This window comes from Brevundimonas sp. (assembly GCF_965278935.1).
Lineage (GTDB): Bacteria > Pseudomonadota > Alphaproteobacteria > Caulobacterales > Caulobacteraceae > Brevundimonas.
Genome location: NZ_OZ257124.1, coordinates 690,206 through 716,043, shown reverse-complemented (window position 1 = coordinate 716,043; position 25,838 = coordinate 690,206). Strand labels below are relative to the sequence as shown.

Sequence of the window (25,838 nt, the reverse complement as noted above, 5' to 3'; positions counted from 1 at the left end):
AAGACAAAGGCGCCGCATCTTGCGATGCGACGCCTTTGGAAACTGGTGCCCAGGAGAGGACTCGAACCTCCACGACATTTCTATCACTGGCACCTGAAGCCAGCGCGTCTACCAATTCCGCCACCTGGGCCCCGGAGGCTCGCGTCGAAACGCGTTCCCGACCGGAAGGCGCGGACCCTTAAGGCAGTGCACGGAGCGGGTCAACACGGTTTTCGGCGGTTTCTCGCCGCTTCCCGCCAAGCCCCGCGTTGCGAGGGCGCCGGGCATCGTCTATCCCCCGCCTGTCAGGCCCGTGCGGCCTTTCAAGACGCCGCTTCGAGGAACGCCCGATGTCCGAATCCACCACCGGCCTGGTCACCGTCTTCGGCGGCTCGGGCTTCGTCGGAACCCAGGCCGTCCGCGCCCTGGCCCGCAGAGGCTGGCGCGTCCGCGTCGCGGTACGCAAGCCCGCCCTGGCCCAGGACCTGCGCATCCTCGGCGATGTCGGTCAGATCCAGCCGGTTCGTTGCGACATCACCAGCCCTGCCGACGTGGCCGCCGCTCTGAAGGGCGCGGACGCCGCCGTGAACCTGGTCGGCATCCTGTTCGAGACCCCGGGCCGCGGCTTTGAGAAGGCCCACGTCGAAGGCAGCCGCAACATTGCCGAAGCCTGCGTCGCCGCCCGCGTCGGTCGCCTGGTCCAGATGTCGGCCATCGGCGCCGACACACAGTCCGAAGGCGAGTACGGGCGCTCCAAAGGCCAGGCCGAGGCCGCCGTCCGCGCCACAAAGCCCGACGCCGTCATCCTGCGTCCCTCGATCGTGTTCGGGAACGGCGACGGCTTCCTGAACCGCTTTGCCTCCATGGCCACGATGTCGCCAGCCCTGCCCCTGATCGGCGGCGGGGAGACGAAGTTCCAGCCCGTCTGGGTCGGCGACGTGGCCGAGGCCATCGCCCGCTCGGTCGTTCGCACCGACGCCGCCGGTCGCACCTTCGAACTGGGCGGCCCGGAAGTCTGGTCGTTCAAACAGATTCTCGAATACATCCTGCGCGAGACCGGCCGCCGTCGCCTGCTGGCGCCCCTGCCCTTCTTCGCCGCCTCGATGATCGGCTCGCTGGCCCAGATCACGGCCGTCGTCGGCATTCCGCCGGTTCTGACGAAGGATCAAGTGCTGATGCTGAAGACCGACAACGTCGTCGCCCCGGATGCCGAGGATCTGTCGGCGTTGGGCGTAGAGGCCACCGGCCTCGAAGCCATCGCCCCGTCCTACCTGTGGCGCTACCGCCGCGGCGGCCAGTTCGCCGTCAGCCCGGGCGCGGTGCAGGCCGAACCGGCGTAAGCCTCCCTCTCCCGGTGGGAGAGGGCTTGAGCGTCCAAGAGCGCCAGCGATTGGAAACGCGAAAGGGTGAGGGTCGAACCTCACCGGAAACGCACGACCCTCACCCTTTCAGCCAGGACGCATCGCTGCGCTCTGCGGGCTTCAAGCCCTCTCCCACCGGGAGAGGGGGCACTTAAAGCAACCGGATTTCCTTCAACCGCTCGGTCAAAAAGTCCTCGGCCATGATCGACTTGCTCGCATAGCGGTCCGGGTTCTCCGCCGTGATCGTCGACGGCAGGGTCTCGATCACGAAGTCCGGGTTGAAGTGCAGGAAGAAGGGCGTCGAATACCGCGCGAAGCTGGCCCTATCCGGCGACGGATTGACGACCCGGTGGCTGGTCGACGGCAGGACGTGGTTGGTCAGCCGCTGCAGCATGTCGCCGATGTTGACCACCAGGGCTCCCGGCGGCGGTGCGACCTCCAGCCACTCCCCGTCGGCATCCTTCAGCTGCAGCCCGCGCTCCTCGGCGCCCAGCAGAAGCGTGATGACGTTGATGTCCTCATGCGCCCCGGCCCGCACGCCCGCCGCGCCCGCGGCCACCGGCGGATAGTGGAGCATGCGGAGGATGGAATTCCCCAGCTGGACCTTGTCCGCGAAATAGTCGTCGCCGAGGTCCATGTAGCGGGCGATGGCCTTCAGGATTTTCGCACCCAGCTGATCCAGCGCCTCGAACATTCCGTAGAAGTGCGGCTTGAAGCCCGGGACCTCGGTCGGCCACAGATTGTCGCGCATGTATTGGCGATAGGGGTGGCCCTCGGGCAGTTCGCGCCCGACGTGCCAGAACTCCTTCAGGTCCACGGCCGCCGCGCCCTTGGCCGCCTCGACCCCGAACGGCGTCAGGCCGCGCGCCCCTCCGGTGCCCGGCTGGTGGTACTGGCGCTTCACCTCTTCCGGCAGGGCGAAGAAGGCCTTGGCGTCGTCGATGGCGGCCTTGATGACGTCCTCGTCCAGACCGTGATCCGCGATCACGGCGAAGCCATAGCGTTTGAACGAGGCGCCCAGATCGTCGCTGAAGCCCTGAAAGTCCGTGTCGTAGCGCGACATGGAGACCGGCTTGATGCCCTTGGTCTGGCCGGGTTCGGCGGCGGAGGCGGCGTCGAGGATCGAGGTCACGGGCGGGGCCTTTCGAAAGCGTGCGCGGCGATCATCAAGACCGTCGGGGGAGAGGTTCATACGCCCTGCCGTCGCAAATTGGCAGTTTCACGTCGGATGAAAGCCTCCACCCGGTTCGTTCATCCGTAAGTCAGACAGGAACCTTCACCGTAGGGTGGCGTTCCCGGCCGATACGGACGCGTACATTTTCAAGGAACTCCAATGCGTATGAACCTGATCGTCACGGGCCTCGGCGTCGCCGCCATGCTGGGCGCGACCGCCTGCACCACGATGGACCCCTATTCGTCGACGCCTCAAAGGAACAACACCGGCACGGGCGCAATCTACGGCGCCCTCGGCGGCGCGGTGCTCGGCTATCTGACCAACACCTCGGACGGCGAACAGGGCCGTCGCAACGCCCTGATCGGCGCAGGCGTCGGGGCCCTCGGCGGCGCGGCCGTCGGCAACTACATGGATCGCCAGCAGCGCGCCATGGAAGCCGAACTGTCGGGGAGCGGCGTCGGCGTGGCGCGCCAGGGCGACAACCTGGTTCTGCGCATGCCGTCCGACGTCACCTTCGCCACAAACCAGTCGAACATCGAGCCGCGCTTTGACGCGGTCCTGTCCGACGTGGCGGCCGTTCTGCAGGAGTACGACCGTTCCGTGGTGGACATCGTGGGCCACACCGATTCCTCGGGTGGCGACGCGATCAACCAACCCCTGTCGGAACGCCGCGCCCTGGCGGTGGCCGACGCCCTGATCGGTCGCGGCGTGCTGCGCGAGCGTCTTTTCGTCGCCGGCCAGTCATCGCGCGTCCCGGTCGCCTCAAACGCCACGGTCGAGGGCCGCGCCCAGAACCGTCGTGTCGAGATCCTGATCCGTCCGTTCACGGGCTGATCCCGCTCAAGCAGCGAGGGACCGCGTCCCGAGCGATCGCGCGACAGGACTGAGTTTCGCCGACGCCCGCCGGGCGTCGGCGAAATTATGTTTAACGCACACGGTTCAGTGACTTGCGCCGTGATGTCTGTTGTGGTCCCTGAGCCTGCTGACGACTCGGGGGAGCGGCATGGATCAGGACATCTGGAATCGCGACGGGGGTCATCTGGCGCAGGGCGCGAAGATGGTCGCAGCCGCCGTCGCCTCCGCCGTCCTCACCGCCACTCTCGTCATCGCCATCGGCCAGTCGATGATCGACCGCCAGCCGCCCGTCCGGCCGACCTCGGATGCCGTTCTGGTCCGCACCAGCGGCTGAGCCGCAGCTTGCGGAAATCGGCGACGCAGCGTCACCTGCGCCTGTGACCGCCCTCCCCCGCATCCCCCTGTCAGCGCCCGACATCGGACCTGCCGAACGCGCGCGCCTGCTTGAAACCTTCGACGCCGGCTGGGTCTCGTCCGCCGGTCCGGTGGTCGAGGCGTTCGAACGCGCCTTCGCCGAGGCGACAGGCTTCGCCCACGCCACGGCAGTCTCCTCAGGCACGGCGGCCCTGCATCTGGCCCTGACGATGCTGGACCTGAAGCCGGGCGACGCTGTCATCTGCCCGACCCTGACCTTCATCGGCGGCGTCAGCCCCATCGTCCATGCGGGCGCCCGGCCGATCTTCGTGGATTGCAGCTCCGTCGATTGGAACCTGGATCCCCTTCTGCTCGGACGAGCCTTCGACCGCGCTCGGGCCGAGGGCCTGACGGTCCGCGCCGTCGTCCCGGCCGACCTCTACGGCCAATGCTGCGACATCGACGCGATCCGGGCGATCGCCGACGCCCATGGCGCTCCGGTGATCCTCGACTCGGCCGAAGCCGTCGGCGCGACCCTGAACGGCAGGCACGCGGGCCACGGCGCATCGGCGGCCGCCTTCTCGTTCAACGGCAACAAGATCGTCACGACGGGCGGCGGCGGCATGCTGGCGTCCGAGGACGGGGCCCTGATCGCCCGCGCCCGCAACCTCGCCGCCGCAGCCCGCCTGCCGGCAGTCCACTACGAACACGCCGAGGTCGGCTTCAACTACCGGATGCTCAGCCTCGCTGCCGCACTGGGCCTCGCCCAGATGGAGACGCTGGAGGCCAAGGTCGCCCGCCGCCGCGCCATTTTCGATCGCTACGTGGCCCGGCTGGGTGGTCGCCACGGGGTCGCTTTCGCCCCTGAGGCTCCAGGTCGTCGTCACACGCGCTGGCTGACGGTCATGCTGGCGGACCCGAAGATCGTCGCCGGCCCTGACCGTCTCCGCCTCGCGCTCGAGGCCGCCAACATAGAGGCCCGCCCCGTCTGGAAGCCGATGCACCTGCAGCCGGTGTTCCGGGACGCCCTGGCGATCAACGACGGGGTGGCCGAGGGGCTGTTCGCCAATGGTCTGTGCCTTCCCTCGGGCAGCACCCTGACGAATACCGACATCGACCGCGTCTGCGACGTCATCGAGACGACCTTAGACGCCTGACCCGACATCGGGCCGCTCGCCCGTCGGCTGCAAAGATTGGCCCGCCGCATACGATGCTCTATGTATCTGACATGGGGTCGCCTTCCGAAACCGCGCTCGACGCGGACGAGCTGTTCCGCAGCGACGACGTCGTCGTGCGGCGCGTAACGGCGGGGCCGACCGATCGCTGGGTGGTGACCTTCGATCACTACGCTATCGGACCGGGGTTCGATCGGCCGGGGTTCGGCGAGGCCTATCTGCGATCCGAGGGCGTCTCAGCGATCCACGTCATGGGTCGCTCCGAAGACTGGTACCAGTATCCGGAGATGGCGGCCGCCCTTGCGACCGTACGGGCGGCGACGGCGGGCGCCGACCGGATCGTCACCTACGGGTCGAGCATGGGCGGCTACGCGGCCCTGCGTTTCGCCGACGCCGTCGGAGCCACCGACGCCCTGGCTCTTTCGCCGCAGTATTCGATCGATCCCAGGATCGCGCCGCAGGAGCTGCGCTGGACCCAGGATGCGAAGCGGATCCGGTGGAGGCCGGAGTTGGGTGGACCGATGTCCAGCTCGGCGCGACCCATCGTCATTTTCGACCCGACGGGTCCCGACCGCTGGCATGGCGAGCGCATCGAGCAGGACCTGGGATGCCGCGCCGTTCGCCTGCCCTACACCGCCCATCCGGTCACGACCTATCTGGCGGACGTCGCTCTTCTCGGCCCGCTTCTGAGGGATGTTCTGGCCGGTGATTTCGACGCGCGCGGCTTTCAGCGAGAGGCGCGCCGGCTCCGGGCGACGAACGGGATTTATCTCGGCGAACTCGCCGCGGCCCAGCCGCAGCGCAAGGCGTCGACAGCCCTGGCCCTGGCGAGGCGCGCCGTCGATGTCAGCCCCGGCAACTATCACGCCCAGGTCAGCCTGGCCCGCCTGCTCAGCCGCGACGGACGTCATGACGAGGCGCTGGCGATACTGGACAGCGTCGTACAGGCCAGTGACCGCGGCCTGACCTATGTGGTCGACTACGGCAACGCCCTTGTTCTGGCCGGGCGACTGGCGGAGGCGCGGGTGATCGTCGATGAGGCCATGTCACGAACCAAAGATGTGGCGCACCTGCATGCCTGGGCGGCGCATATCTGCTGGCTGAACCATGAGAAGGCCAAGGCGCGACGTCTGATCCGGCGCGCTGTGATGCTGGATCCGGGAAACACGCCGTATCTGCGAGCCCTGATCGACTACTATTTCGGCGCGCCGCTCATGACCGGGCATCGTGGCGTCAGGACAACGCCCTGGCTGCGCTTCGTTCGCTGGATGATGAAAAAGCCGCTGACGCCGAACGCGAGCGAGCGGACCATGCGATCCTTCTCTCTCCGCAGGCGAGACGATCCGGCCTCGGGCGGCGCGAGCTGACGATCAGACGCCGCCGCCACGCTGCACGATCACGCCGATCGAGGTGGTCGCAAAACCCATGAGTGCGGCGACCAGGTGGGGCTCGGCACGATAGGGCGGGACGTCGACATAGACGTCCAACGGCTTCATCCCCGGCTCGAAATCGAACACCGCGGCCTTGTGCCCGGCGGCGTTCAGTCGCTCGGCCAGACGCTCCAGATCGCTACGGCGGAACAGGACGGTGGGCAGATTGTCGATGGTCTCGGTGTTCGAACTCACGTTGAACTCGGTCGTATGGATGGCCCAGCCACCGGGTTTGAGGCAACTCACCGAGTTGACGATGAAGTCGAGACCCTTCTCGATCGACCCGAGATGCTCCAGGGCGCAGGCCGACCAGCAGAAGTCGAAATCGACCAGATCGGCCGGGATCGCGTTCATGTCGCACTGGCGCAGCGAGACATTCCGTTCGAACAGGTCGTCGGGACAGACCAGCGGACGCCGCAGCGCCTGCTTGTCCATGGCGTGCTGCGAGGACTGGGCCCAGCCCTCGGCGACGGCCGCGTCAGGGCTGAGGTCGGTGGCGACGATTTCGCAGCCCTCGGAGGCGAAGAAGGCGGGCAATGGCTCCAGGCCCACGCCGAACCCGAGGCCGCGCGCGCCGGGTCTGACGGCGCCCCGCTCCCACAAGGCCTGGCAGATGAACACGAACTCCCAGAGCTTGCGGTGATAGCGCAGCGCCTCGCCCAGACGGCCGGCCCAGAAGGAAAAATAGGGTTCCTCGAAGCTCGACTGCCGGCACAGGGTCGCGGTCGGGAAGGCGTTCTCCGCGGGATGACCCGGTACGAGCGCCGGCTGGTTTCGCCATAGCGATGCGTCGGGCAGAGACAGCGCGCCAAGCACGGTCCGCATCTCGCGTCGGTGTTCGTTGAACGCGAACCACATCGCGTCCTGATAGTGATGGATCAGCCTGAGGCGCTCCTCGGCGCGACGAAACCGCTCCGGAAGGCCCGACAAAGTCTTGAAAAAGCGAAGCATGGCGCGTTCCGAACTGAGACCTCTGCCGGCACGTTCGGCAACGCGCGGATAACCCTGAAAAGCCTTGTCCGTTTGCCGACGACCTCGACCGGCGTCAACCGCCACGACCGCTTCGGACCGTCGAAATGCGAGAGGATCGCATAAGGCAACGAGCCCGCCGATCTCGATGGAGACCGGCGGGCTCGCAGTATCTTGGTAGAAACGTCCGGGCTTTCGCCCCGCCGTCGGCGTCTTCTGTTTCGGTCTGATGGGATCCCGGTCCTTTTGGGACCGGGACCCTTGTCAGGCGTCCTAGAAGTTGATGCCGATGGTGGCGCGACGGTTCAGAGGCTCGCGAACGCCATCGGCGGTCGGACGGGCCAGGTTGGTCTCACCCTTGCCGTCGAGAGCGATCACGCCGCCGGCGACGCCTTGAGCGACCAGGGCGTCAGCCACGGTGCGCGAGCGACGGTTCGACAGACCCACGTTGTAGGCGGCCGAGCCGGAGGTGTCGGCGTAACCGACGACCAGCACGCGCGTCGGACGACCCGACTTGGCGTAGTTGGCGGCCTGGGTGACCACCGAGCGGGCTTCGGCCGTCAGGTCCGAGCGATCCCAGTCGAAGTACACCACGAACTCGCGCGCGACCGGAGCCGGCGGAGGCGGCGGCGGGGGCGGAGGAGGCGGCGGGGGCGGGGGAGGCGGCGGGGGCGGCGGGGGCGGCGGCGGCGGCGGCGGCGGGGCTTCGTCTGCGCCGAAGGCGTAACGCAGACCCAGGGTCACCGTGTGGCTCTCATCGTAGTCGCCGTCGAACGTGCCGTAGTTGTTCACCGCCAGGGCGGAGTTCGTGAAGGTCGCGAATTCCATGTCGCCCGTCAGATAACGGTACGTCAGGTCGATGTTGGCGCGGTCGCCGATGGCGTAGCTCAGGCCGGCAAGGGCTTGAGCCGCGAACTTGGTCGAGCTGTCGTCAGCGGCGATCGAGACCGTGCGCTGGCCACGGATCGTGCCCACGAACTCGGTGTTGACGCGGTTGACGCCGACGCCCAGGCCGACGAACGGACGAACGCCCCAGTACTCGCCGCCGATGTCATAGATGACATTGGCCATGAGCGTGGTCGATTCGATGTCGCCTTCCGGCGAGAAGCAGGGGCCCGTGGCCGGCGTGAAGTTACACACGCCCGACGGAACCGAAGCCGTCGAGTGACGGATGCGGCCGATGTCGCCCGAGCGGTAACCGCCTTCGAGCTCGACGCGCCAGTTCGGGTTGAACCGGTAGCCCAGACGAGCGAACGCGGCCCAGCCGTCGTTCACTTCGGCGTTCCAGTTCACGCCGTTGCCCGACGCTTCCAGGTTGATGTCGTCGATCTTGTGGTAACCGGCGTCGATCGCGCCGTACCAGCCGTCCGGCTCAGCCGAAGCAGCACCAGCGGACAGGGCGAGAGCCGCCGCCGCGCTGGAAGCCAGGAACAAGGTCTTGAAACGCATGGGTGTGAGCCCTCCGCAGCCATAATTGATCATTGCGGCGGTCTCACCGCCTTCCGGGGTCATAACAGCGTTGCCGCAGGAGGTCGATAGGTTCCGGCAGGGATCCGCCGCTCAGACTGCAAGCGTGACGTTGAAGCTACAGGAGAAATCGGCTGCCGGGGTTTCTCGAACGACGTTCGGCTGTCGGTTCGGGCGGCGCGATCGTTCCGCTATCTCGACGCGCCGAAGCCCGCTATGCCCGCGTGGCATGACGGGAACCATCAACGGATGATCCGGCCGACCAGGGCGATAGGCGTGTTCACAGCCACAAGGGCGGAGTACGGCCTGCTGCGCCCGGTGCTCGCCGCGATGGAGGCCTCAGCAATAATTCGCCCGCTTCTGATCGTCGCGGGGGCTCATCTGTCGCCCCGGCACGGCGCGACCCTGGCGGAGATCGAGGCGGACGGACGGCGACCCGCCGCTCTCGTTCCCGCGCCCATGGCCGGCGATGACGGTCTGTCGGCGGCGCGGGACATGGGTGCGACCCTGTCCGGCTGCGCCGAGGCCTATACAGCGCTGGACCTCGACGCCGTGGTGATCCTGGGCGACCGGACCGAGGCGCTGGCGGCGGCGGCGGCGGCGGTTCCGCTGGGTCTGCCCATCCTGCATCTGGAGGGCGGGCACAGGACCGCCGGCGCGGTCGACGATGCGATCCGCCATGCGATCACCAAGCTGGCGGCCCTGCATTTCACCGCCGCCGAGCCCTATCGGCGCCGCCTGCTGCAGATGGGAGAGGCGCCCGAGCGCGTCTTCACCGTCGGATCGACCGGCGTCGACAACCTGACGGCCTTCGGGCGCAGCACCCCCGCGGAGGCCTCCGCCGTCACAGGCCTGGATCTCCCGCCCGGCTTCCTGCTCGTGACCTTTCATCCCGAGACCCTGGGCGCCTTGTCGCCTCGTGGCCAGATCGACGCTTTCCTGGCCGGTCTGGCGAGCGTCGAGGACCGGGTCATCCTGATCACCTTGCCGAACGCAGACGCGGGCGCGGGGGCGATCCGGGAGGCGATCACCGCCTTCGCCGCCGCCCGGCCCGATCGCGTGCGGATCGCGGAATCGCTCGGCGCGCGCGGCTATGTCGCAGCCCTGACCGCCTGCGCCGCGGTCGTCGGCAACTCGTCGAGCGGCATGATGGAGGCGCCGGCTGCAGGCGTACCGGTCGTCAACGTCGGGGATCGACAGGCCGGGCGGTTGCGGAGCCCCGGCATCATCGATTGCCCGCTCGAGGCCGGCGCGGTGGCCGACGCCATCACCCGCGCCCTGTCGCCTACGTTCCAGGCCATGGCTCGAAGCCAGCCAGCCCTGTTCGACGATGGCCATGCCGGAGAACGGATCGTGTCGATCCTTGAAGCGACCGATCTGAAGGGGCTGGCCCGAAAGCCGTTCGTCGATCTCGACGGCGTCTAGCGGCGTACGCTGTCCAGAGGCGCGGCCACCTCGCCCCGCACATGGGGCCACAGCGCCTCGCAGACGGCGAAGTCGAAAGCCGTGTCCACGTCCCAGCCACGCTCGGGCGGCATGACATGGGCCAGGGTGTCGGGTCCGACGAAGGTGCGCCGCTCCAGCAGGATGTCCGGCCGGCCGACGTAGACCGCGCCGTTCACCACCACCGGTTCGTCGGGGCGCGGCGTGTCCGGCCGGAACAGACCGTCGTCGCTGACCCGTCCATAGAAGGTCTGCGGCTTGAGCATCGGCGAGACGCCGATGACCGCCGAGGCCCCGCTGGCGTGGCACAGCTCGACCGCCGCATCGATGTCGGCACCCAGCCGCAGCGGCGAGGTCGGCTGCAGCAGAACGACATAGTCCCAGGTCCCGCCGATCGTCTCCAGCGCATGGGCCACAGCGTCGATCACAGAGGCCCGGGCGCCCGACAGGCTGTCCGGACGGCGGAACGGCGGCGGGAAGCCCATTTCGGTCGCGACGGCGGCGACCGCCTCGTCGTCGGTGGAGACGACGACCCGGTCCAGCACACGGGCTTCACGACAGGCCTCCAGCGTCCAGGCGACCATCGGACGCCCCGCCAAGGCGCGCGCGTTCTTGCCGGGAAGTCCCTGGGATCCGGCGCGCGCGGGGACCAGGCCCAGAACCCGCCCGGCGGAAGCCCCCTCGCCGATCATGTCCGTCTCCGTGACGCGCCTGTAGCGCTCCTTTAGACTCTGATTCGGACGGTCCGGGCGCAATCACGCCGCCGGACCGCGTCCCTGCGGACGGCGGGTCTTTCGTGGACGTCGAGGCGATCAATCAAACACTCAAGGGCCGGCGGGTGCTGGTCACCGGCGCCGGCGGCTTCATCGGCAGCCGGCTGTGCGAACGTCTGGTCGAGATCGGGGCCGAGGTGCGCGCCCTGGTCCGCTACACTTCTGACGGCGAGGCCGGCTGGCTGGATCGCTCGCCGATCCGGGGCGAGATCGAGGTCCGGCGCGGCGATCTGGCCGACCGCGACAGCGTCCATGACGCGGTGAAGGACCGGGAGATCGTCTTCCACCTCGGCGCCCTGATCGCCATCCCCTATTCCTATCTCGCGCCAGAGAGCTACGTCCGGACCAACATCCTGGGCACGCTCAACGTCCTTCAGGCGGTGCGCGAGCTGGGCGTCGCCCGCCTCGTCCACACCTCGACCAGCGAGGTCTACGGCTCGGCCCAGTTCACGCCGATGACCGAAGCGCATCCGCTGGTGGGCCAGTCCCCTTACTCCGCCTCCAAGATCGCGGCCGACAAGCTGGCCGAGAGCTACCACCGCTCGTTCGGGACGCCGGTCGTGACGCTCAGGCCCTTCAACACCTTCGGCCCTCGTCAGAGCGCGCGCGCGGTGATTCCCGCGATCACGGTCCAGCTGCTGGCCGGTCGAGCGATCAAGCTCGGCGACACCCGCCCGACACGTGACTTCGTGTTCGTCGACAACACCGTCGACGCCTTCCTGAGATCTGCAGCCGTTCCCGGGATCGAGGGACTGACCATACACACGGGCGGCGGACGCGAGATCGCCATCGGCGACCTGCCGGCCATGATCGGCAAGGCCGCCGGCCTTCCGGTCGAGGTCGAGACCGATGCCCAGCGCCTGCGCCCGGCCGCGAGCGAGGTCGAGCGTCTGCATGCTGACGCCTCGCTGGCGAAGCAACGGCTGGGCTGGACGCCCTCGATCACCGTCGAGGAAGGTCTGGCCCGCACCGTCGCCTTCATCCGCGACAATCCGACCCTTTATCGCCCGGCGGAGTACGCGGTGTGATCCCGGCGGGAGACATCGCCGGGAATCTGATGGGGCCCGACGTCCCCCTGCTGGACGCCATCGCCCGGCTCGACGCGGTCCGGCGCAAGCTGATCGTCGTGGTCGACGAGGACCGCAAGCTGGTCGGCAGCGTCACCGACGGCGACATCCGGCGTGGCCTGCTGCGCCGCCTGCCGATGGACGCACCGATTCGCGAGGTCATGAACCCGGCGCCCGTCGCGCTTCAGGTCGAGGGTTCGGACGTCGTCGCCCTGCAGCGTCTGGAGGAGCGCGGCGTCACCCTCGCGCCCCTGCTGGATCGGGCTGGCCGCGTCGTCGGCCTCTATCCGGATACGGTCGGCACGCCGCGCGCGCGAAACAATCTGGTGGTCATCATGGCAGGCGGGCGAGGGGTCAGGCTGGCCCCCCTGACCCAGACCTGTCCGAAGCCGATGCTGAAGGTCGCGGGTCGTCCTTTGCTGGAGACCATCATCGAGCGGCTGCGAGCCCAGGGCTTCGGCCGTTTCCGCCTGGCCGTGAACTATCTGGCCGGGATGATCGAGGATCATTTCGGCGACGGCGCGGCGATGGGCGTCGAGATCGAGTATCTGCGAGAGGATCACCCGCGCGGCACGGCCGGCGCCCTGTCTCTGGTCCGCGATCCGATCACAAGCCCGATGCTGGTGATGAACGGCGACGTCCTGACGCGCATGGCCTTCGGCGGCCTGATCGATTTCCATGAGGAGCACGGCGCGCTCGCCACCCTGTGCCTGCGCGAACACCAGTTCCAGGCGCCCCATGGGGTGGCCGAGGTGGACGGCGTGCGGATGACGGCCCTGCGCGAAAAACCGACCTTTCGCTGGCTGGCCAACGCCGGCGTCTACTGCCTCGACGGCTCGATCCTGTCGCGGATCCCGGCGCACGGCCCCTACGACATGCCTGAGTTGCTCGCCGGCCTGGCCTCCGACGGGGAGATGGTCGGCGCCTATCCGATCCATGAATACTGGCTGGACATCGGCCGCCCGCCCGACTTCGAAAGCGCCCAGACCGATTTCGGCGCGGTGTTCGCCGCCGACTGAGGCTGGCCGTGGCCGCAGCGCATCCGCCGCCGCCTGATGACAGCGGAAGCGCGCTGGGGGCCTTGACCTCCGTTTCACCCCGGCTCATTCAGCCGCTTGCGCCGCTTGCGGCCCGGCTTGGACCGCGAGAGTAACAGGACAGATGGTTTCGAGCGCGATCTCGCGGCAAACCCGGATCATCGGCGCCCTCGTGATGCGCGAGATGACGACCCGCTACGGACGCCAGGGTCTGGGCTTCGCCTGGGTCATCGGCGAGCCGCTTGTGTTCTGTTTCGGCGTCCTGATCCTCTGGAGCTTCACCAAACCGGCCTACGAACACGGCGTGCGCCTGGCCCCGTTCGTGATGACGGGCTACATGTCCCTGATCCTGATCCGGCACTTTCTGGCCCTGTTGTCCACGGCGATCCAGGCAAACCTCGGCCTGATGTATCACCGCCAGATCGCCCCCCTGCACCTGCTGGTCTCGCGCATTCTGCTGGAGTTCGGCGGCGCGACAGCCGCCTTCATGGTCGTTTACGCCATCCTGCTGGCGCTGGGTCAGGTCTCGCTGCCGCACGACTACCTGCTACTTTATTGCGGTTGGCTGCTGCTGGCCTGGAACGCATCCGGCTTCGCCCTGGTGATGGCCGGTCTGGCGATGCGCTACGAAATCATGGAACGACTTGTTCCTGTGATCAGCTACATCCTGATCCCCATCTCAGGCGCCTTCTACATGGTGTCCTGGCTGCCCTCGGTCGCTCGCGAGTATGCGCTGTACATCCCGTTCGTGCACGGAATCGAGATGGTGCGGGCGGGGGTCTTCGGCGAATTCGTGCCGACCTTCTTCAACGCGCCCTACGCTTTGTTCACGGGCGCGATCATGAACATTATTGGTCTTTTGATCATCTCGGCCTCGCGCGATCGTATCGAAGTCGAATAAGAACATCTGCCCGGAACAAGACCCCTGAGGGGTCCAGACGGATCGAATATGGCCGAAGCTCAAATCAACTATCTGGGTCCGATACCGGAGGCCCTGACTTTCCGGGAAGAGCGTAAGCCCTGGTGGCGCCGTCTGCCGGTCGGCTTCCTCATGGTCGTCGTCCTGCCGACACTGCTTGCGGCCATCTACTATTTGATGATCGCCACCCCGCGCTATGTGTCGGAAGCGCGCTTCATCGTCCGGGCGTCGAGCCAGTCCCAGCCTTCGGCCATCGGCATGGCGCTGCAGGGCGTGGGTCTCTCGACCACGCCGTCCGACGCCTTCGCGGTCCACGAATACATCAAGTCGCGCGACGCCCTGCGCGAGCTCGGCCGGCGCTATGACATCGGCGCCATCCTGAATCCTGCCGGGGCCGACGCCTTCTCCCGCTACCCGCGACTGTGGGACAGCCGCGGCGAGGAAGGACTTTACAAGGGCTTCAACCGCTTCGTCGTGGTCGGATACGACTCGACCACCGGCATCTCGACGCTTCGGGTCGAGGCCTTCCGCGCCGAGGATGCCCGTCAGATCAACCAGGCCCTCCTTGCCTCCGGCGAACAGTTGATCAACCGCCTGAACGAGCGCGCCATGGGCGACGCGGTCTCCGAGGCCCAGACCGCACGCGACGAGGCCCGCGCCCGCGTGACGGGCGTCCAGCAGCAGCTGACCGCCTTCCGCAATCGCGAGGGCTTCATCGATCCGGAGCTGGCGGCGCGCGAGAGCTCGTCCCTGATCGGCGGGCTGATGGCCACCGTCGCCCAGTTGCGCGCCGACCGCGCCCAGCTCGTCGGCGAGGCCCCCCAGAGCCCGCAGTTGCCGATCCTCGACGGCCGCATCGCCGCCTATGAACGCCAGATCGCCGCCGAACGCGCGAAGGTCGCCGGCGCCTCGACGTCGCTGGCGCCGCGCGTCGGCATCTATACCGACCTGGAACTGCAGCGAGAACTGGCCGACCGCGAACTGGCGGAAGCGACCACCGCCCTGCTTTCCGCGCAGCAGGAGGCCCGGCGCCAGAAGTTGTACCTGGACCGCATCGTCAATCCGAACCTGCCTGACAAGCCGACGCAGCCGCATCGCTGGACCGCCATCCTGACCATCTTCGCCTCCGCCATGCTGATCTACGGCGTTGGCTGGCTGGTGTGGGCCGGCGTGCGCGAACACCGCCAGGACTGATGGCCGGCGCCAACGACATCGTCGAGGCGCCGGGCCTGCGGGTCTCGCACCTCGGCAAGACATTCCACGGGGCCACGCGGCCGGTGTTCTCGAACATCGACTTCACCCTTGGACGCAGCGGACGGCTGGCCATCCTCGGTCGCAACGGTCAGGGCAAATCGACCTTGATCAAGATGCTCGGCGGGATCCTTCCGGCCACCGAAGGCGACATCGTCTGGAACATGTCGTCGTCCTGGCCGATCGGCTTTGGCGGCGGCTTTCAGGGCAGTCTCTCGGGCCTGGACAACATCCGCTTCCTGTCCCGCCTGTATGGACGCGACTACCAGGACACCCTGGAACGCGTGGACAGCTTTGCCGAACTGGGCCGATCCCTGCGCCTGCCGGTGAAACACTATTCCTCGGGCATGCGCGCCCGTCTGGCGTTCGGCCTGTCGCTGGCCATCGAGTTCGACTGCTATCTGATCGACGAACTGGTGGCCGTCGGTGACGCCCGCTTCCAGCAGAAATGCCAGCAAGAACTGTTCACGCACCGCAAGGACCGCGCCTTCATGATGGCCTCGCACGACGTCCACATGGTCGCCCAGTATTGCGAGCGTGCGATCATAATCGAAAGCGGCAAGTGCAAGATCTTCGAGGACGTCCAGGAGGCGGTCGAGATCTATTCCTGGCTCAGGGCCGCCTGATGAGTGCTGCCGCACTCTGCGTCCTCGTCACGCCGTCCGCCGCCGGAAACGCCTGGCAGGAGGTGCTTGTCGCGCGCGCTGTGCAACTGGGCTGGCCGGTCACGGACATGGCCGCAAACCCGGATGCGCTCGCGACCACCGGTCTGGTGTTCGTCCAAAGCCACCTGGCGATGCTCGGGTTTCCGATCTCGGCCCGGGTTGTCATCGTCGACACCACCGCCACTGACACGGTGGACCCGGGTCAACCCGCTTCGCCGCACATCGTGGCGATCCGGTCTCAGGTGCTGGTCGAAGCCGAGATGGCCGCCGCCGCCGGCGCCGCTGTCCTGAACGCCGCTCGCTATGTGCTGAACGTGCCCGTCATGGGTTCGGTCGAGCGGCGCGAGGGCGCGCCCTACCGGATCCATCCGTCGGTCTCCGAATCTCCGCTCGCCTATTTCGACGACACGGCCCCCGGGACCTTCGCGAACTGGAGCCCCCGCTGGTTCGCCTATACCAACGGCTTCGAGGGCACGGAGGACGAGCCCCGCATCGACATGACCGGCCGGATGCGGCCCATGGTTCACGGCCCCTATCTCCACCTTCCTGCCGGACGCTGGAAGGTGGACCTGAACTTCACGGTCGATCCGGAAAAGGCGCACGCGCCGCTACTGTTCGAATGGGGTTCAGGCGTCGAATTCTGCCGGATCATGACCGAGATCCGGTATCGGGGAGCCTATTCCGTGAGTCTGGACCGGATCTGGGAAGAACCCGACGCGGTCCAGTTGCGCATCTGGCCGGCCCACCCTGTGTTCGAGGGTCAGTTCGGCTTCCGGGGTTGCCGCGTCACCCGCATGGCCATGGATGACCCCTCGCCGCTGACGCCGACCGACCGGATCGTCGACGCCGGCGTCATCTAGACCCGGGTCAGGCTGATCGGGCCTCCGCCCTCGTAGACGAACGGGCTGTCCAGCGCCGAAAGTGGGGGCAGGGCGGCGTCTCGCTCCGACACGACCGGACCGCCGGCCGGGAACGGCCAGTTGATCGCCAGGGCCGGGTCGTTCCAGGCCAGGCCCGCATCCGCGTCCGGATCGTAGAGGCTGGAGACCTTGTAGGCGACGACGGTGTCGTCCGTCAGGGTCATGAACCCGTGGGCGAACCCGACCGGAACGAACAGTTGCTCGCCCGCGTCCGTCAGCTCGACGGTCAGGCTGTCCCCGAAACCGGGCGATCCGACGCGAAGATCGACGACCACGTCGAGGATCTTGCCGCGCAGGCAGGATACCAGCTTGGCCTGGGCCGAGGGCGGACGCTGGAAATGCAGTCCCCGGACGGTGCCGGCCAGGCGCGACCAGGACTGGTTGTCCTGAGGAAAGTCGCAGGCGATGCCGAGGTCGCCGAGACGGCGGGCGGAATAGGTCTCGCTGAACCAGCCACGCTCATCGGAATGGCGCCGTGCCTCGATCAGGAGGACATTGGAAGAGAGTTCGGCCAATCCGCTCGAACGCAGACTATTCCGCGGCCGTCGCGGTCGGCTGGGCGGCGGGGACCGGTTCGACCGCGGTCCGGAACAGGTCATAGGCGCGGTCGAGGGCGTCGAGGCGGACGAAGGTCAGCTGTCCCGACGGACGCGCGGCGACCGGCGCGTCGTCGGATGCGCCCGGCGTCCCGCCATTCAGCGCCGCGCCGTAGAAGATATGCGCGCCGATCTGGCGCACCCGTTCCAGGCGGCGGCCCCAGCTGGGGGCCACATAGTTCGCATGATAGTTGACCGACCGGGCCGGCAGCAGGGCCTGGGCCTGTCCGCCATAGACCTGGCGCGCGATCCGCTCCGCCGTCGCCCAGGACCGGGCATTGACGCGCGTCCGGCCGATCGATCCGTCGCAGGTGTAGGAGAACTGGCAGGTCCGGGCGTTGCGTTGATAGACCACGTCGCAGACCTCGGCCGGATAGCGACCGCTGCGCGCGCGATTCAGGATCACCTCGGCCACGGCGGCCTGCCCCTCTTCGCTCTCGCTGCGGGCCTCGTAGTAGATGGCCTGGGTCAGGCAATCGACAGCATTGGTCGGCCGGGTCAGGGCCGCCGCGATGGTGCGGGACGGCGAGTCCGGAAGGGCGATCGTCCGCAGTCCCCCGGACGCAGGTGCGGATGTCGGCATCGGGATCGACGCGACCGTCGGCGTGGCGACGGCGACCGGCGTCGGCCGGGCTCCTGCCGAAGACGAGGACCGGGGCTGTGACGAGGATTGGGCCCGGCGACGCGCGGGCGGCGCGTCGGTCAATCGCGAGCCCTCTCCGGCTTCCAGCATCGCCTGGACGCGGTCGTTGAACCGTTCACGACGGTCCCGGGCGGACATCGTCGGGGGGGCGGCCACGACCGGGGCGAGGGTGTCGGACACGGGCGCGGTGGCCGGCGCGGGGGCTCCCGCCAGGCTCAGTCCGGCGCAGGCCGCGATGGCTCCGCCGATCAGAAATGGCGTCCTAAGCTTCACTTATCGTGACCCCTAACTCGCGCGACCCTTATCAGCGAACCCGTTGAAGGCCAAGGCGTCTGGCGGACACAGGGCTGTCAGCGTAAGCTCCGTCGGCGGCCGAACCGCGTGTGGAGCACTGATGCGGCGCTGGCCCAGGACTGGTTTTTCGCTGATCGAGGCCTTGGTGGTTCTTGCGATCGGCTCGATGGCGCTGGCCCTGATTTTCTCCATCGGCCGAAGCGCCAGCGACAACGGCTTCCGGCTGGGTCGCAACGCCCTGACCGCCGCCGACAACGAGATCGCCGTGGCCGACGCCCGGACGGCGATCGGCAGCCTGCTGATCCGTCCGGTCGCCGTGATCAAAAACCCGGAGCGGGAGGCCATCATGGGCACGGCGACCTCGATCGAGGGCGAGGCGGTCATGCGCCGCGCCACCGCCTGCGCGCCTCGCGGATGGCAGGGCCGGCTGCGTCTCTCGATCGAGCCGGTCGGAGGACGCCCCGCCCTGTTCTGTCACGCCGGCCGAAAGTCCGTGCGACTGATGCTTCTGGGTCCCGGCGCGGCCTTCTCCTATTCGACCGACGGCGCCCTGTGGACCCCCGCCTGGACCAACGCCCCCGCACCGGCGACCGGGGTCGTCACGGCGCCGCCGCTGGAATCGGCGTCCATCTATCTGCGGCTGAGCAATCCCGGCGGACCCGACATCATGGAAACCGCCTCGACCGGGCTTCCCCCGAGCTGGTTCATCCCCAGTGACCAGATCTAGAATGGCCTTCCACGCCCCCAGGCGATCAGGCGGGTTCGTCCTGCCCACCGTACTGGTGGTGACGAGCGTCGTGACCCTGATTTTCCTCGTCGCGATCACGGCCCTCGCCAGCCTGCAGCGGGAAGCCGGTCTGGCGCGCGCCCGCGTCGCCTTCGCCCAGGAAGCCATGACCGCCGAGGCCAGACTGACCTACCTCGGCGCGACCGAGCCGATGGCGCCGTTTGGCCTGCTGATCGACGCTCCTCCGCCGCCCGGAGAGTACGATAGCCTCAATGCGGCGCAGCAAGCGGCCTTCACCGCCAGCATGGCCAACGCCACCCAACTCCATCTCGACGGCCGGCCCTATCGTTACGGCGAGGCCGGCATCGTCCGGATGCAGGACCAGGCGGGGATGGTGAACCTGTCCCGGATCTCCCCGCCGGCCATGGGTCGCCTGCTGGCCCGGCTGAACGTCTCCGGCGCGAACGCGCGGTCCCTCGAAGCTGCGCTGGCGGATTACGCGGATCGCGACGATCTGCGCACCGCCAACGGCGCCGAGCGCTCCGACTACCCGTCCGGCGGCGATGGTCCCGCCAATCGGCCGCTTCGCCTCGTCGATGAGTTCCTGAATGTCCTCGGCGCGCGCGAAGCCGTGGACATGGCGGCCTGGCGCGAAATGAGACCTTACCTCGCCGCCGATGTCACATCGACGCAGCTCAACGTGAATACGGCCGGTCTGGAGGCCCTGCAGATCCTGTACGGCATGACCGAGGCCCAGGCCCGCACCGCGATCCGCGTTCGCCAGGTCCAGCCCTTCTATTCGCTGGAGCAGGTGGCGGCCGATACCGGCGCGGCGCTGAACACCGACCCGGAAATCGCTTCCGTTTACCCCTCCGGCCGGATCATCTACACGATGGAAGATAGCCTCTCCCGCTGGACCTATACGGGACGGCTCACCCTGACGCCGACGAATTCGGAGCGCCCTTTTTGGATCGATCGCACCGAATTCAGCGAGGCGCGCCGCACCGATCCGGAACCCGTGAATGCCCCTGAGTTTCCTGCAGCCCCGCGTTGACCGTCTCGGATCGGACGGCCGCATGGAGGTCGTCATGCAGCCGGGCGCCCTGGGTCGGCTGCGGCCGCCCGTTCTTCTGCTCGGTCGTGATCTTTGCAGCTACGCCCTGTTCGATCCCGGCGCCCTGCCTCGAAACCAGCAGCGTCGCGCGGCCCTGATCTACGCGCACACCAACGGTCCCTATCTCGAGACCGGCAGCCTCGTCTTGCCGACGGGCAAAAGCCTCGGCGTCTGGTGGTGGGATCTCGCGCGCGTCCGCGAGCCGATGACCGCCCGTTACGGACGGCTTCGCCCCGTCGTTCGCCCGGAGTCCCTGGCCGTTCACCGCGGGATCGGCTGGCGCATCCTGAGCATCGCCATGGGGTACGAGGCCCAGTTGTGGGACGGCGAAACCCTGAAGGTCTCGTCCTGGCGCAAGGGGCGCTTCGACGAACGCGCCTGGTCCGACCTCACCCGCCTGCATACGGCCCTGGAACCGGCGCCCGGGACGCCGCCTCCGCCGCAGGTCCTGCCGGTGAATATCGACGGTCAGGCGTTCGGCCTTTCCAGCGTCGAGATCTCGCGCGATCAGGCCTTGGTGCTCGGCGCGGGCGCTTTGGCCACGGCGGCCCTGGCCGCCGCCCTCTATCTGATGGGCACAGTGTTCAGCCTGAATGGCGAGACGCGCGAGGTGGCCGGCCAGACGATCGAGATCGTCGCCGCCACCCCGAACGTCACCGCCGGTTCCGGCCGGGCCGAGGATGCCCGTCTGGCCGCCTTCCAGACCGTCGCGCGCGAGACCAATCCCCTGACCGCCGCGGGCGCGGCGATCAGCGCCGCCGCCCTCTACGACCTGTCCCCCACCGCGCTCGACGCCGGGACCGACACCCTGTCGATGACCCTGCCTCCGGCGGCCGGAGACAAGCTGGACGAACTGGTGGCCGAGCTGGAGGGGTCGGGCTACTTCTCGGACATCCGCCCACGGCTCGAGCCGACGACCCGCAATCTGGTCATCGAGATGGCCGTCGTCGGCGACTAGAGTCTGATCGTTTCAGGGAGGAACCGCTGCGCGGTTCCAAGGTGAAGCGTGAATCAGGCTCTCGCTTGAATGTGGAGCCTGATTCACGGCATCAGCGGGATCGCGCAGCGATCCCGCCTCAGCCGATCAGGCTCAACGCGCCGGCAGGTAGCGAGTAAAGCGGCAGTCCGCGCCCTCGACCCGCAGACGCATGAGCGGGACGGCCTCGCGCATCAGGATCGCCTCGCCCGGTGCGCAGGCACCGGCCTCGTCGATGACCAAGGCGGGCGTCAGGGCGTAGGTCCAGCCTTCGCGCAGCGCCAGCGTCCGCTCCGTGGTGCTCGCGGGCTCGGCCCCGGCCGAGAGGACAGTGATCGCCGACCCGCTGCGGTTGGCCTCGCGGCGCAACTGCAGCACGTCGCGCTGGAATTCGAAGAAGACCGACTGGGCGATCGTCTGATCAAGCATCCGCGCGCCGTTGGGCAGGATGATCGCGGTGGCCAGGGCCATGATGGCCAGGACCACGAGAATTTCGATCAGGCTGAAACCGTCGCGGTCGATCCTAGCGCGTGGCGCTGGTGACATCGGCGTTGATCCCGTCGCCGCCCGGTGTTCCGTCCGCGCCATAGCTCATGACCTTGGGCTTGGTCTCCCCCTCCGGTCCCTGCAGAGCGGCGCCGGCGACAGCGGTGGTCGGCGCGCCGGTCGAGGCCTTCGGAGCCTCGTAGATGTAGGGCCGACCCCACGGATCGCTCGGCAGCTTCTCGCTCAGATAGGGGCCGTACCAGCCGTTGACCGTGGCCGGGTCCGCCGCCACCAGAAGGTTCAGGCCCTCCGCGGTGGTCGGCAGGCGGCCGATGTCCAGACGCATGGTCTCCAGCGCCGCTTCCAGCGACCGGATTTGCAGGCTCGCCGTCCGGGTCTTGGCGCGATCCAGCTGGGAGAACAGGCGCGGCCCGACGACGGCCACGATCATCGCGATGATCGCGAGGACGACGAGGATCTCCAGCAGGCTGTAGCCCGCCCGCGCGGCCCGGCTCTTGCTGCGACGGGCTCGCAGGCGGAGGCGTGACCTGAAATCGACATTGTGCTTGGTCATCAGGATATTCGAACTCATCAATCCGGGGACGTTCGGACGCATATGCCGTTCCAAACTCTAAGCTATTCCCCGTTTTCCATCGCTGGTATAGCGGGGCGCGAAAACATGGTCGATCCGAAAGATGCCGTTTTGGGGGCGCTGGGCGGTGCGCGATCGGCATTCACGGTAGAACCTTGGCTCTGACGATAGTCGAAACGGTCACGGTCCGGACGCGGACCTATGTCGCGGCGCTCGGCGCGCGGTTCGCCCGCACGACGCCGCGCGAGCGACTGCTGCTCGGCGCCCTGGTCGCCGGCGCGGTCCTGTATGCTCCGGTCGCCGCCCTGGAAGCTCGCGACAATGCCGAGACCGCCTATGCCGACGCGCTGGTCGCCCGCGACACGGCTCGTCGCGCGCGCGTTCAGGCCGTTCAGGCCACCAACCGCGCCGCCCACGATCTGGCGCTCCGCGACATGAGCGACTGGGGCGTCGAGGGCGGCAATCTGGACATCGTCCGGGTGCGGATCGAGCAATCCCTGATCGAGGCCGCGACCGACGCCGCCATGACGGGTGTGGCCATCGAAACGAACGAAACCGCCGAAGCCATCGGTCCGGTGACCTGGGTCTCGGCCCAGGTGCAGGGCGACCTCCGCTGGACGCCCACCTTCCGCTTGCTGGATGAGGTTTCGGGTTGGCCGGAAGGGTTCCGGGTCACCCGTTTCGCGTTCGAGAAGTCGCCTCCACCCGCTTTCGAGGGCGCGCCGCCGGCTCTGACGCCGGGCCGGGTCACCATAGGACTGGACTTCCCCACACGCACGGCGACGGCTGACGGTCCGGCGGCATGAAGATCCTGGCCTTCCTCATCCCCGCCGTCCTGATCGGCGCGCTCCTGGCCGGCCTGTGGGCGCCGGTGACCGAGCCGCAGGGCCTGACGGTCGGTCGCCGTCCGGGCGCACCGGACAGTCTGACGCTGCGTCCCGGCGAAGGCACGACCGAGGCGGTGCGGTTGTTGAGGGCGTTCCAGGCCGATCCGCCGCCCCCGCCGCCCCCTCCCCCACCGCCCCCGCCGCCTCCGCCTCCCCCGCCGCCCGATGTGGCCGTGGTGTTCGCCGCGGCGGTCCGGGGTGTGTCACGCGACCCCCGGTCGGGCGAGGTCACCGTCCTGCTCGACGGCTCGCGCCGGCTCGGCATCGGCGGCGTCTTCGCCGACGGCTGGCAGGTAAAGGAAATTTCAGGGACCAGCGTCACGCTGGCAAAAGGACGCGAGACCCGCGTCGTTCGACTTTACGGCAGGACTTGATCGATGAGCACGCTGGACGTCACCACAGCGGCCCGAGAGAACGCCGGAGCCTGGCGCTCGCGGGTTCTGCTGACCGTCTGCATCGCGCCCCTGTTGCTGACTGCGGGCTGCGCCGCCTTCCCGACGCTGTCTCCGCCGGTCGCGCGCAACGGCTATGACGTCGAGACCGGACGCCTTCTGCCCGGCGGCGCTGTCGACGGCGGATCCCAAACCGAACGTCGACAGAACGATCCCGACGTTCTGCTGATCCCCAGCGCGGCTCCGACGATCGCCACCCGCGTCCCCGCGACCGACGCCCAGATCGCAGCCCTGATTCCCGAAGGGACGGTCGACGCCGCCCTGACGCCGCAACCGATTCCGCAGTTCATCGCGACGGTCTTCGGCAATCTGCTCAACCTGCCCTATTCGGTCGGCCCCGACGTCGCGGGCCGGTCCGACCTGATCTCGGGGGGCACTGGCGGCACGATCAGCCGCCGCGACCTGTTCCGCGTGACCCAGATCGCGCTGCGCCAGTATGGCATCGAGGTTTACATCGAGGGCGGCTCGGTAACGATCGGCTCCAGCCCCTCCGCCACCGTAACCGCGGACATTTCACGCGGTCGCGTCACCGGCCCCGGCGGGCGCATCGTCCAGATCTTCCCGGTCCGGACGATCGAGGTCAACGTGCTGCAGAGCCTGCTGTCCGACCTCTACCCCGAGCTGAGCGGCGCCCGGATCACTATCGATCAGCTGTCGAACAGCCTGATCATCTCGGGCCAGAGCCGTGATGTCGCGGCCGTGACCGCAGCGCTGCGCGATCTGGACCAGCCGCGCTTCGCGGGGTCCGAAGTGTTGCGTGTCGAGCCGATCTACTGGGCCGCCGACGCCCTCGCGACATCGCTGGAACAGGTCCTGCAGACCGAAGGCTTCGTCGTTTCACGCCAGTCCGCCGCGCGGCGTTCGATCGTCATCCTGTCGTTCCAGGCCGCAAACCAGATCCTGATCTTCACCGACGACTCCGAGGTTCTCGCCCGTGTCCGCTACTGGGTGCAGGAACTGGATCGTCCGGCCGCCATGGGCGATCGCCAGACGACCTTCGTCTATCAGGTCCGCAACACCGACGCCCAGTCCCTCGGCCAGTTGGCGGCAGGCCAGGCTCCGAGCGGGTCCACCGCCCGGCCGCCGGTCGGCGTCCCCGGCAGTGCGCCGGCAATGCAGAGCAGTGAGCAGCAGATCGGCCAGCAGGCCGGCGCGGCTGGGCAGTACGGCGCGGGACGATTGATTGTCGATCCCGTCGGGAACCGGATTCTGTTCACGGGCACGGCGACCGACTATTCCCAGCTGTATTCCCTCCTGCAGGTGCTGGACACCCCGGCGCCCCAGGTTGTGATCGAGGTGATCATCGCCGAGGTCACCCTGGATGACGACACCCGTCTGGGCGTCGAGCTTTTCGGCCGCGCGACACGCGGCGACGGCGTCTGGAGCGGCGGGACGGAGGGCGGCCTCGGCATCGGCGTCGATGGCGGCAGCTTCACCTTCATCGGCCCCGACCTGCGGGCCGAGATCAACGCCTTCGCCTCCAACAACAAGGTCAACATCCTGTCGCGTCCCCGGCTGGTGACCCGCAGCGGCGGCGAGGCCAGGTTCCAGGTCGGCACCGACGTCCCGATCATCACCTCCCAGCGCGCGACCGACACGGTCAGCAATCCGGGTTCGACCGATATCCTGCAGAGCGTCCAGTACCGCCAGACCGGCGTGATCCTTGAGGTCAAACCCGTCGTCTATGGCGACCGGGTCGACATCACCATCAGCCAGGAAATCTCCGAAGTCGGCGATCCGCCGAATGCGGCCATCGCCAGCCCCACCATCCTGAACCGCAGCCTGACGACCCAGATCAATCTGGGCGACGGCTGGACGGGCGTGCTGGGCGGGTTGATCTCCAACACCTATTCGAAGGCGAACACCGGGCTGCCCTTCCTGAAGGATATTCCGGTTATCGGCTCGGCCTTCCAGACCAACACCGTCTCCGGAACCCGCACCGAGTTGCTCATCCTGCTGACGCCCGTCATCGTGCGCACCAACGACGAGATGGGCGATCTGGCGGATCGTTATGCGGCCGATATGAACGCCGCCTACCGGACGGGACGGGGCTGGTCCTATACGCTGACGCCGTTCAGCTTCCGCGGCTCGCCGGGCCTGGGTCTGGATTTGCCGCGGCCGGCTCCGCAATCGGATCGGGCGACCCCGCCTCCGCCGCCGATCGTCGAGGAACCTGTGGCCGAAGCCGCGCCGGTCCCGGAGACCCTGCCCGCGCCCCAGTCCTGATCCGGC

The 25,838-nt window shown here is 68.1% G+C and carries 26 protein-coding genes and 1 tRNA gene; 18 read left to right on the top strand and 9 right to left on the bottom strand.

Features of this window, described 5'->3' with window-relative positions; translation table 11 throughout:
- Positions 1-43: 43 nt before the first annotated feature.
- A tRNA-Leu gene (locus tag ACQY68_RS03610) sits at positions 44-130 on the bottom strand.
- A 199-nt stretch (positions 131-329) separates the two neighbouring features.
- Here ACQY68_RS03610 and ACQY68_RS03605 point away from each other — a divergent pair.
- Positions 330-1,319, top strand: a complete 990-nt coding sequence (locus ACQY68_RS03605; RefSeq protein WP_428151683.1) for a complex I NDUFA9 subunit family protein — start codon at positions 330-332, stop codon at positions 1,317-1,319.
- 172 nt (positions 1,320-1,491) lie between these two features.
- Here the strand turns inward: ACQY68_RS03605 and ACQY68_RS03600 are convergent, their stop codons facing one another.
- A complete protein-coding gene (locus tag ACQY68_RS03600) occupies positions 1,492-2,403 on the bottom strand; it encodes an isopenicillin N synthase family dioxygenase (protein WP_428152579.1) in 912 nt (303 codons plus the stop codon).
- Positions 2,404-2,673: 270 nt separating this feature from the next.
- Here ACQY68_RS03600 and ACQY68_RS03595 point away from each other — a divergent pair, with 270 nt between their 5' ends.
- From ACQY68_RS03595 to ACQY68_RS03580, 4 genes are all read left to right on the top strand, one after another.
- Positions 2,674-3,348, top strand: a complete 675-nt coding sequence (locus ACQY68_RS03595; protein WP_428151682.1) for an OmpA family protein — start codon at positions 2,674-2,676, stop codon at positions 3,346-3,348.
- Between the two features lie 169 nt (positions 3,349-3,517).
- The gene (locus ACQY68_RS03590) at positions 3,518-3,703 is read left to right on the top strand and encodes a hypothetical protein (protein ID WP_428151681.1); all 186 of its coding nucleotides are present in this window, start codon (positions 3,518-3,520) and stop codon (positions 3,701-3,703) included.
- Between the two features lie 43 nt (positions 3,704-3,746).
- Positions 3,747-4,880 carry a DegT/DnrJ/EryC1/StrS family aminotransferase gene (locus tag ACQY68_RS03585; RefSeq protein WP_428151680.1) on the top strand — a complete coding sequence of 378 codons (1,134 nt, stop codon included), beginning with the start codon at positions 3,747-3,749 and terminating at the stop codon, positions 4,878-4,880.
- A gap of 53 nt (positions 4,881-4,933) precedes the next feature.
- Positions 4,934-6,265 carry a tetratricopeptide repeat protein gene (locus tag ACQY68_RS03580; protein ID WP_428151678.1) on the top strand — a complete coding sequence of 444 codons (1,332 nt, stop codon included), beginning with the start codon at positions 4,934-4,936 and terminating at the stop codon, positions 6,263-6,265.
- A 3-nt stretch (positions 6,266-6,268) separates the two neighbouring features.
- Here ACQY68_RS03580 and ACQY68_RS03575 read toward each other — a convergent pair whose 3' ends face one another.
- Together ACQY68_RS03575 and ACQY68_RS03570 are read right to left on the bottom strand one after the other, a co-directional pair.
- Positions 6,269-7,279, bottom strand: coding sequence for a class I SAM-dependent methyltransferase (locus tag ACQY68_RS03575; protein WP_428151677.1), 1,011 nt, complete (start codon positions 7,277-7,279; stop codon positions 6,269-6,271).
- Between the two features lie 291 nt (positions 7,280-7,570).
- The gene (locus ACQY68_RS03570) at positions 7,571-8,746 is read right to left on the bottom strand and encodes an outer membrane beta-barrel protein (RefSeq protein WP_428151676.1); all 1,176 of its coding nucleotides are present in this window, start codon (positions 8,744-8,746) and stop codon (positions 7,571-7,573) included.
- A gap of 294 nt (positions 8,747-9,040) precedes the next feature.
- On the opposite strand from ACQY68_RS03570, the gene neuC reads away from it, so the two are divergent.
- Positions 9,041-10,189, top strand: coding sequence for a UDP-N-acetylglucosamine 2-epimerase (gene neuC / locus ACQY68_RS03565; protein WP_428151674.1), 1,149 nt, complete (start codon positions 9,041-9,043; stop codon positions 10,187-10,189).
- On the opposite strand, the gene ACQY68_RS03560 is transcribed toward neuC, so the two are convergent.
- On the bottom strand, positions 10,186-10,899 hold the full coding sequence (locus tag ACQY68_RS03560) for a cytidylyltransferase domain-containing protein (RefSeq protein WP_428151673.1): 714 nt from the start codon (positions 10,897-10,899) through the stop codon (positions 10,186-10,188). The genes neuC and ACQY68_RS03560 overlap by 4 nt on opposite strands.
- A 104-nt stretch (positions 10,900-11,003) precedes the next feature.
- Between ACQY68_RS03560 and ACQY68_RS03555 the strand changes: the two genes are divergently transcribed.
- From ACQY68_RS03555 to ACQY68_RS03530, 6 genes are all read left to right on the top strand, one after another.
- On the top strand, positions 11,004-12,008 hold the full coding sequence (locus ACQY68_RS03555) for a GDP-mannose 4,6-dehydratase (RefSeq protein WP_428151671.1): 1,005 nt from the start codon (positions 11,004-11,006) through the stop codon (positions 12,006-12,008).
- The gene (locus tag ACQY68_RS03550) at positions 12,005-13,066 is read left to right on the top strand and encodes a nucleotidyltransferase family protein (protein WP_428151669.1); all 1,062 of its coding nucleotides are present in this window, start codon (positions 12,005-12,007) and stop codon (positions 13,064-13,066) included. Before ACQY68_RS03555 ends, ACQY68_RS03550 begins: the two co-directional genes overlap by 4 nt.
- A 142-nt stretch (positions 13,067-13,208) precedes the next feature.
- On the top strand, positions 13,209-13,985 hold the full coding sequence (locus tag ACQY68_RS03545) for an ABC transporter permease (RefSeq protein WP_428151668.1): 777 nt from the start codon (positions 13,209-13,211) through the stop codon (positions 13,983-13,985).
- A 48-nt stretch (positions 13,986-14,033) separates the two neighbouring features.
- Positions 14,034-15,197 (top strand): chain-length determining protein, encoded by a 1,164-nt coding sequence (locus ACQY68_RS03540; protein WP_428151667.1) that lies wholly within the window; start codon positions 14,034-14,036, stop codon positions 15,195-15,197.
- Positions 15,197-15,880 carry an ABC transporter ATP-binding protein gene (locus tag ACQY68_RS03535; RefSeq protein WP_428151666.1) on the top strand — a complete coding sequence of 228 codons (684 nt, stop codon included), beginning with the start codon at positions 15,197-15,199 and terminating at the stop codon, positions 15,878-15,880. The genes ACQY68_RS03540 and ACQY68_RS03535 overlap by 1 nt, the downstream gene beginning before the upstream one ends.
- Complete coding sequence (locus tag ACQY68_RS03530) at positions 15,880-16,779, top strand: hypothetical protein (RefSeq protein ID WP_428151664.1); 900 nt, start codon at positions 15,880-15,882, stop codon at positions 16,777-16,779. The genes ACQY68_RS03535 and ACQY68_RS03530 overlap by 1 nt, the downstream gene beginning before the upstream one ends.
- Here the strand turns inward: ACQY68_RS03530 and rfbC are convergent.
- Both rfbC and ACQY68_RS03520 read right to left on the bottom strand, forming a co-directional pair.
- Entirely contained in the window at positions 16,776-17,354 is a 579-nt protein-coding gene (rfbC, locus tag ACQY68_RS03525; RefSeq protein WP_428151663.1) for a dTDP-4-dehydrorhamnose 3,5-epimerase, read from the bottom strand. The genes ACQY68_RS03530 and rfbC overlap by 4 nt on opposite strands.
- 16 nt (positions 17,355-17,370) lie before the next feature.
- Positions 17,371-18,351 (bottom strand): cell wall hydrolase, encoded by a 981-nt coding sequence (locus tag ACQY68_RS03520; RefSeq protein ID WP_428151662.1) that lies wholly within the window; start codon positions 18,349-18,351, stop codon positions 17,371-17,373.
- 121 nt (positions 18,352-18,472) lie between these two features.
- Between ACQY68_RS03520 and ACQY68_RS03515 the strand changes: the two genes are divergently transcribed.
- From ACQY68_RS03515 to ACQY68_RS03505, 3 genes are read left to right on the top strand one after another with little or no spacing between them, the layout of a single operon-like run.
- A complete protein-coding gene (locus ACQY68_RS03515; protein WP_428151660.1) occupies positions 18,473-19,099 on the top strand; it encodes a prepilin-type N-terminal cleavage/methylation domain-containing protein in 627 nt (208 codons plus the stop codon).
- A 1-nt stretch (position 19,100) separates the two neighbouring features.
- On the top strand, positions 19,101-20,153 hold the full coding sequence (locus tag ACQY68_RS03510; protein ID WP_428151659.1) for a general secretion pathway protein GspK: 1,053 nt from the start codon (positions 19,101-19,103) through the stop codon (positions 20,151-20,153).
- Entirely contained in the window at positions 20,122-21,171 is a 1,050-nt protein-coding gene (locus ACQY68_RS03505) for a hypothetical protein (protein ID WP_428151658.1), read from the top strand. The genes ACQY68_RS03510 and ACQY68_RS03505 overlap by 32 nt, the downstream gene beginning before the upstream one ends.
- Before the next feature lie 132 nt (positions 21,172-21,303).
- Here the strand turns inward: ACQY68_RS03505 and ACQY68_RS03500 are convergent, their stop codons facing one another.
- Positions 21,304-21,735 (bottom strand): pilus assembly FimT family protein, encoded by a 432-nt coding sequence (locus ACQY68_RS03500; protein WP_428151657.1) that lies wholly within the window; start codon positions 21,733-21,735, stop codon positions 21,304-21,306.
- On the bottom strand, positions 21,713-22,249 hold the full coding sequence (gene gspG, locus ACQY68_RS03495) for a type II secretion system major pseudopilin GspG (protein WP_428151656.1): 537 nt from the start codon (positions 22,247-22,249) through the stop codon (positions 21,713-21,715). Before gspG ends, ACQY68_RS03500 begins: the two co-directional genes overlap by 23 nt.
- 173 nt (positions 22,250-22,422) lie before the next feature.
- Here gspG and ACQY68_RS03490 point away from each other — a divergent pair, with 173 nt between their 5' ends.
- Genes ACQY68_RS03490 through ACQY68_RS03480 form a run of 3 tightly spaced genes read left to right on the top strand, consistent with a single transcriptional unit; the run spans position 22,423 to position 25,832 of the window.
- The gene (locus ACQY68_RS03490; protein WP_428151655.1) at positions 22,423-23,073 is read left to right on the top strand and encodes a hypothetical protein; all 651 of its coding nucleotides are present in this window, start codon (positions 22,423-22,425) and stop codon (positions 23,071-23,073) included.
- Entirely contained in the window at positions 23,070-23,528 is a 459-nt protein-coding gene (locus tag ACQY68_RS03485; RefSeq protein WP_428151653.1) for a hypothetical protein, read from the top strand. The genes ACQY68_RS03490 and ACQY68_RS03485 overlap by 4 nt, the downstream gene beginning before the upstream one ends.
- Before the next feature lie 3 nt (positions 23,529-23,531).
- Positions 23,532-25,832 carry a secretin N-terminal domain-containing protein gene (locus ACQY68_RS03480; RefSeq protein ID WP_428151652.1) on the top strand — a complete coding sequence of 767 codons (2,301 nt, stop codon included), beginning with the start codon at positions 23,532-23,534 and terminating at the stop codon, positions 25,830-25,832.
- Positions 25,833-25,838: the final 6 nt, after the last annotated feature.

Coding starts and splice junctions, on each gene's coding strand:
- ACQY68_RS03605 (WP_428151683.1), top strand. CDS start 330: ATGTCCGAATCCACCACCGGCCTGGTCACCGTCTTCGGCGGCTCGGGC.
- ACQY68_RS03600 (WP_428152579.1), bottom strand. CDS start 2,403: ATGTCGCGCTACGACACGGACTTTCAGGGCTTCAGCGACGATCTGGGC.
- ACQY68_RS03595 (WP_428151682.1), top strand. CDS start 2,674: ATGCGTATGAACCTGATCGTCACGGGCCTCGGCGTCGCCGCCATGCTG.
- ACQY68_RS03590 (WP_428151681.1), top strand. CDS start 3,518: ATGGATCAGGACATCTGGAATCGCGACGGGGGTCATCTGGCGCAGGGC.
- ACQY68_RS03580 (WP_428151678.1), top strand. CDS start 4,934: ATGCTCTATGTATCTGACATGGGGTCGCCTTCCGAAACCGCGCTCGAC.
- ACQY68_RS03575 (WP_428151677.1), bottom strand. CDS start 7,279: ATGCTTCGCTTTTTCAAGACTTTGTCGGGCCTTCCGGAGCGGTTTCGT.
- ACQY68_RS03570 (WP_428151676.1), bottom strand. CDS start 8,746: ATGCGTTTCAAGACCTTGTTCCTGGCTTCCAGCGCGGCGGCGGCTCTC.
- ACQY68_RS03560 (WP_428151673.1), bottom strand. CDS start 10,899: ATGATCGGCGAGGGGGCTTCCGCCGGGCGGGTTCTGGGCCTGGTCCCC.
- ACQY68_RS03545 (WP_428151668.1), top strand. CDS start 13,209: ATGGTTTCGAGCGCGATCTCGCGGCAAACCCGGATCATCGGCGCCCTC.
- ACQY68_RS03540 (WP_428151667.1), top strand. CDS start 14,034: ATGGCCGAAGCTCAAATCAACTATCTGGGTCCGATACCGGAGGCCCTG.
- ACQY68_RS03535 (WP_428151666.1), top strand. CDS start 15,197: ATGGCCGGCGCCAACGACATCGTCGAGGCGCCGGGCCTGCGGGTCTCG.
- ACQY68_RS03530 (WP_428151664.1), top strand. CDS start 15,880: ATGAGTGCTGCCGCACTCTGCGTCCTCGTCACGCCGTCCGCCGCCGGA.
- ACQY68_RS03515 (WP_428151660.1), top strand. CDS start 18,473: ATGCGGCGCTGGCCCAGGACTGGTTTTTCGCTGATCGAGGCCTTGGTG.
- ACQY68_RS03510 (WP_428151659.1), top strand. CDS start 19,101: ATGGCCTTCCACGCCCCCAGGCGATCAGGCGGGTTCGTCCTGCCCACC.
- ACQY68_RS03505 (WP_428151658.1), top strand. CDS start 20,122: ATGCCCCTGAGTTTCCTGCAGCCCCGCGTTGACCGTCTCGGATCGGAC.
- ACQY68_RS03500 (WP_428151657.1), bottom strand. CDS start 21,735: ATGTCACCAGCGCCACGCGCTAGGATCGACCGCGACGGTTTCAGCCTG.
- gspG (WP_428151656.1), bottom strand. CDS start 22,249: ATGACCAAGCACAATGTCGATTTCAGGTCACGCCTCCGCCTGCGAGCC.
- ACQY68_RS03485 (WP_428151653.1), top strand. CDS start 23,070: ATGAAGATCCTGGCCTTCCTCATCCCCGCCGTCCTGATCGGCGCGCTC.
- ACQY68_RS03480 (WP_428151652.1), top strand. CDS start 23,532: ATGAGCACGCTGGACGTCACCACAGCGGCCCGAGAGAACGCCGGAGCC.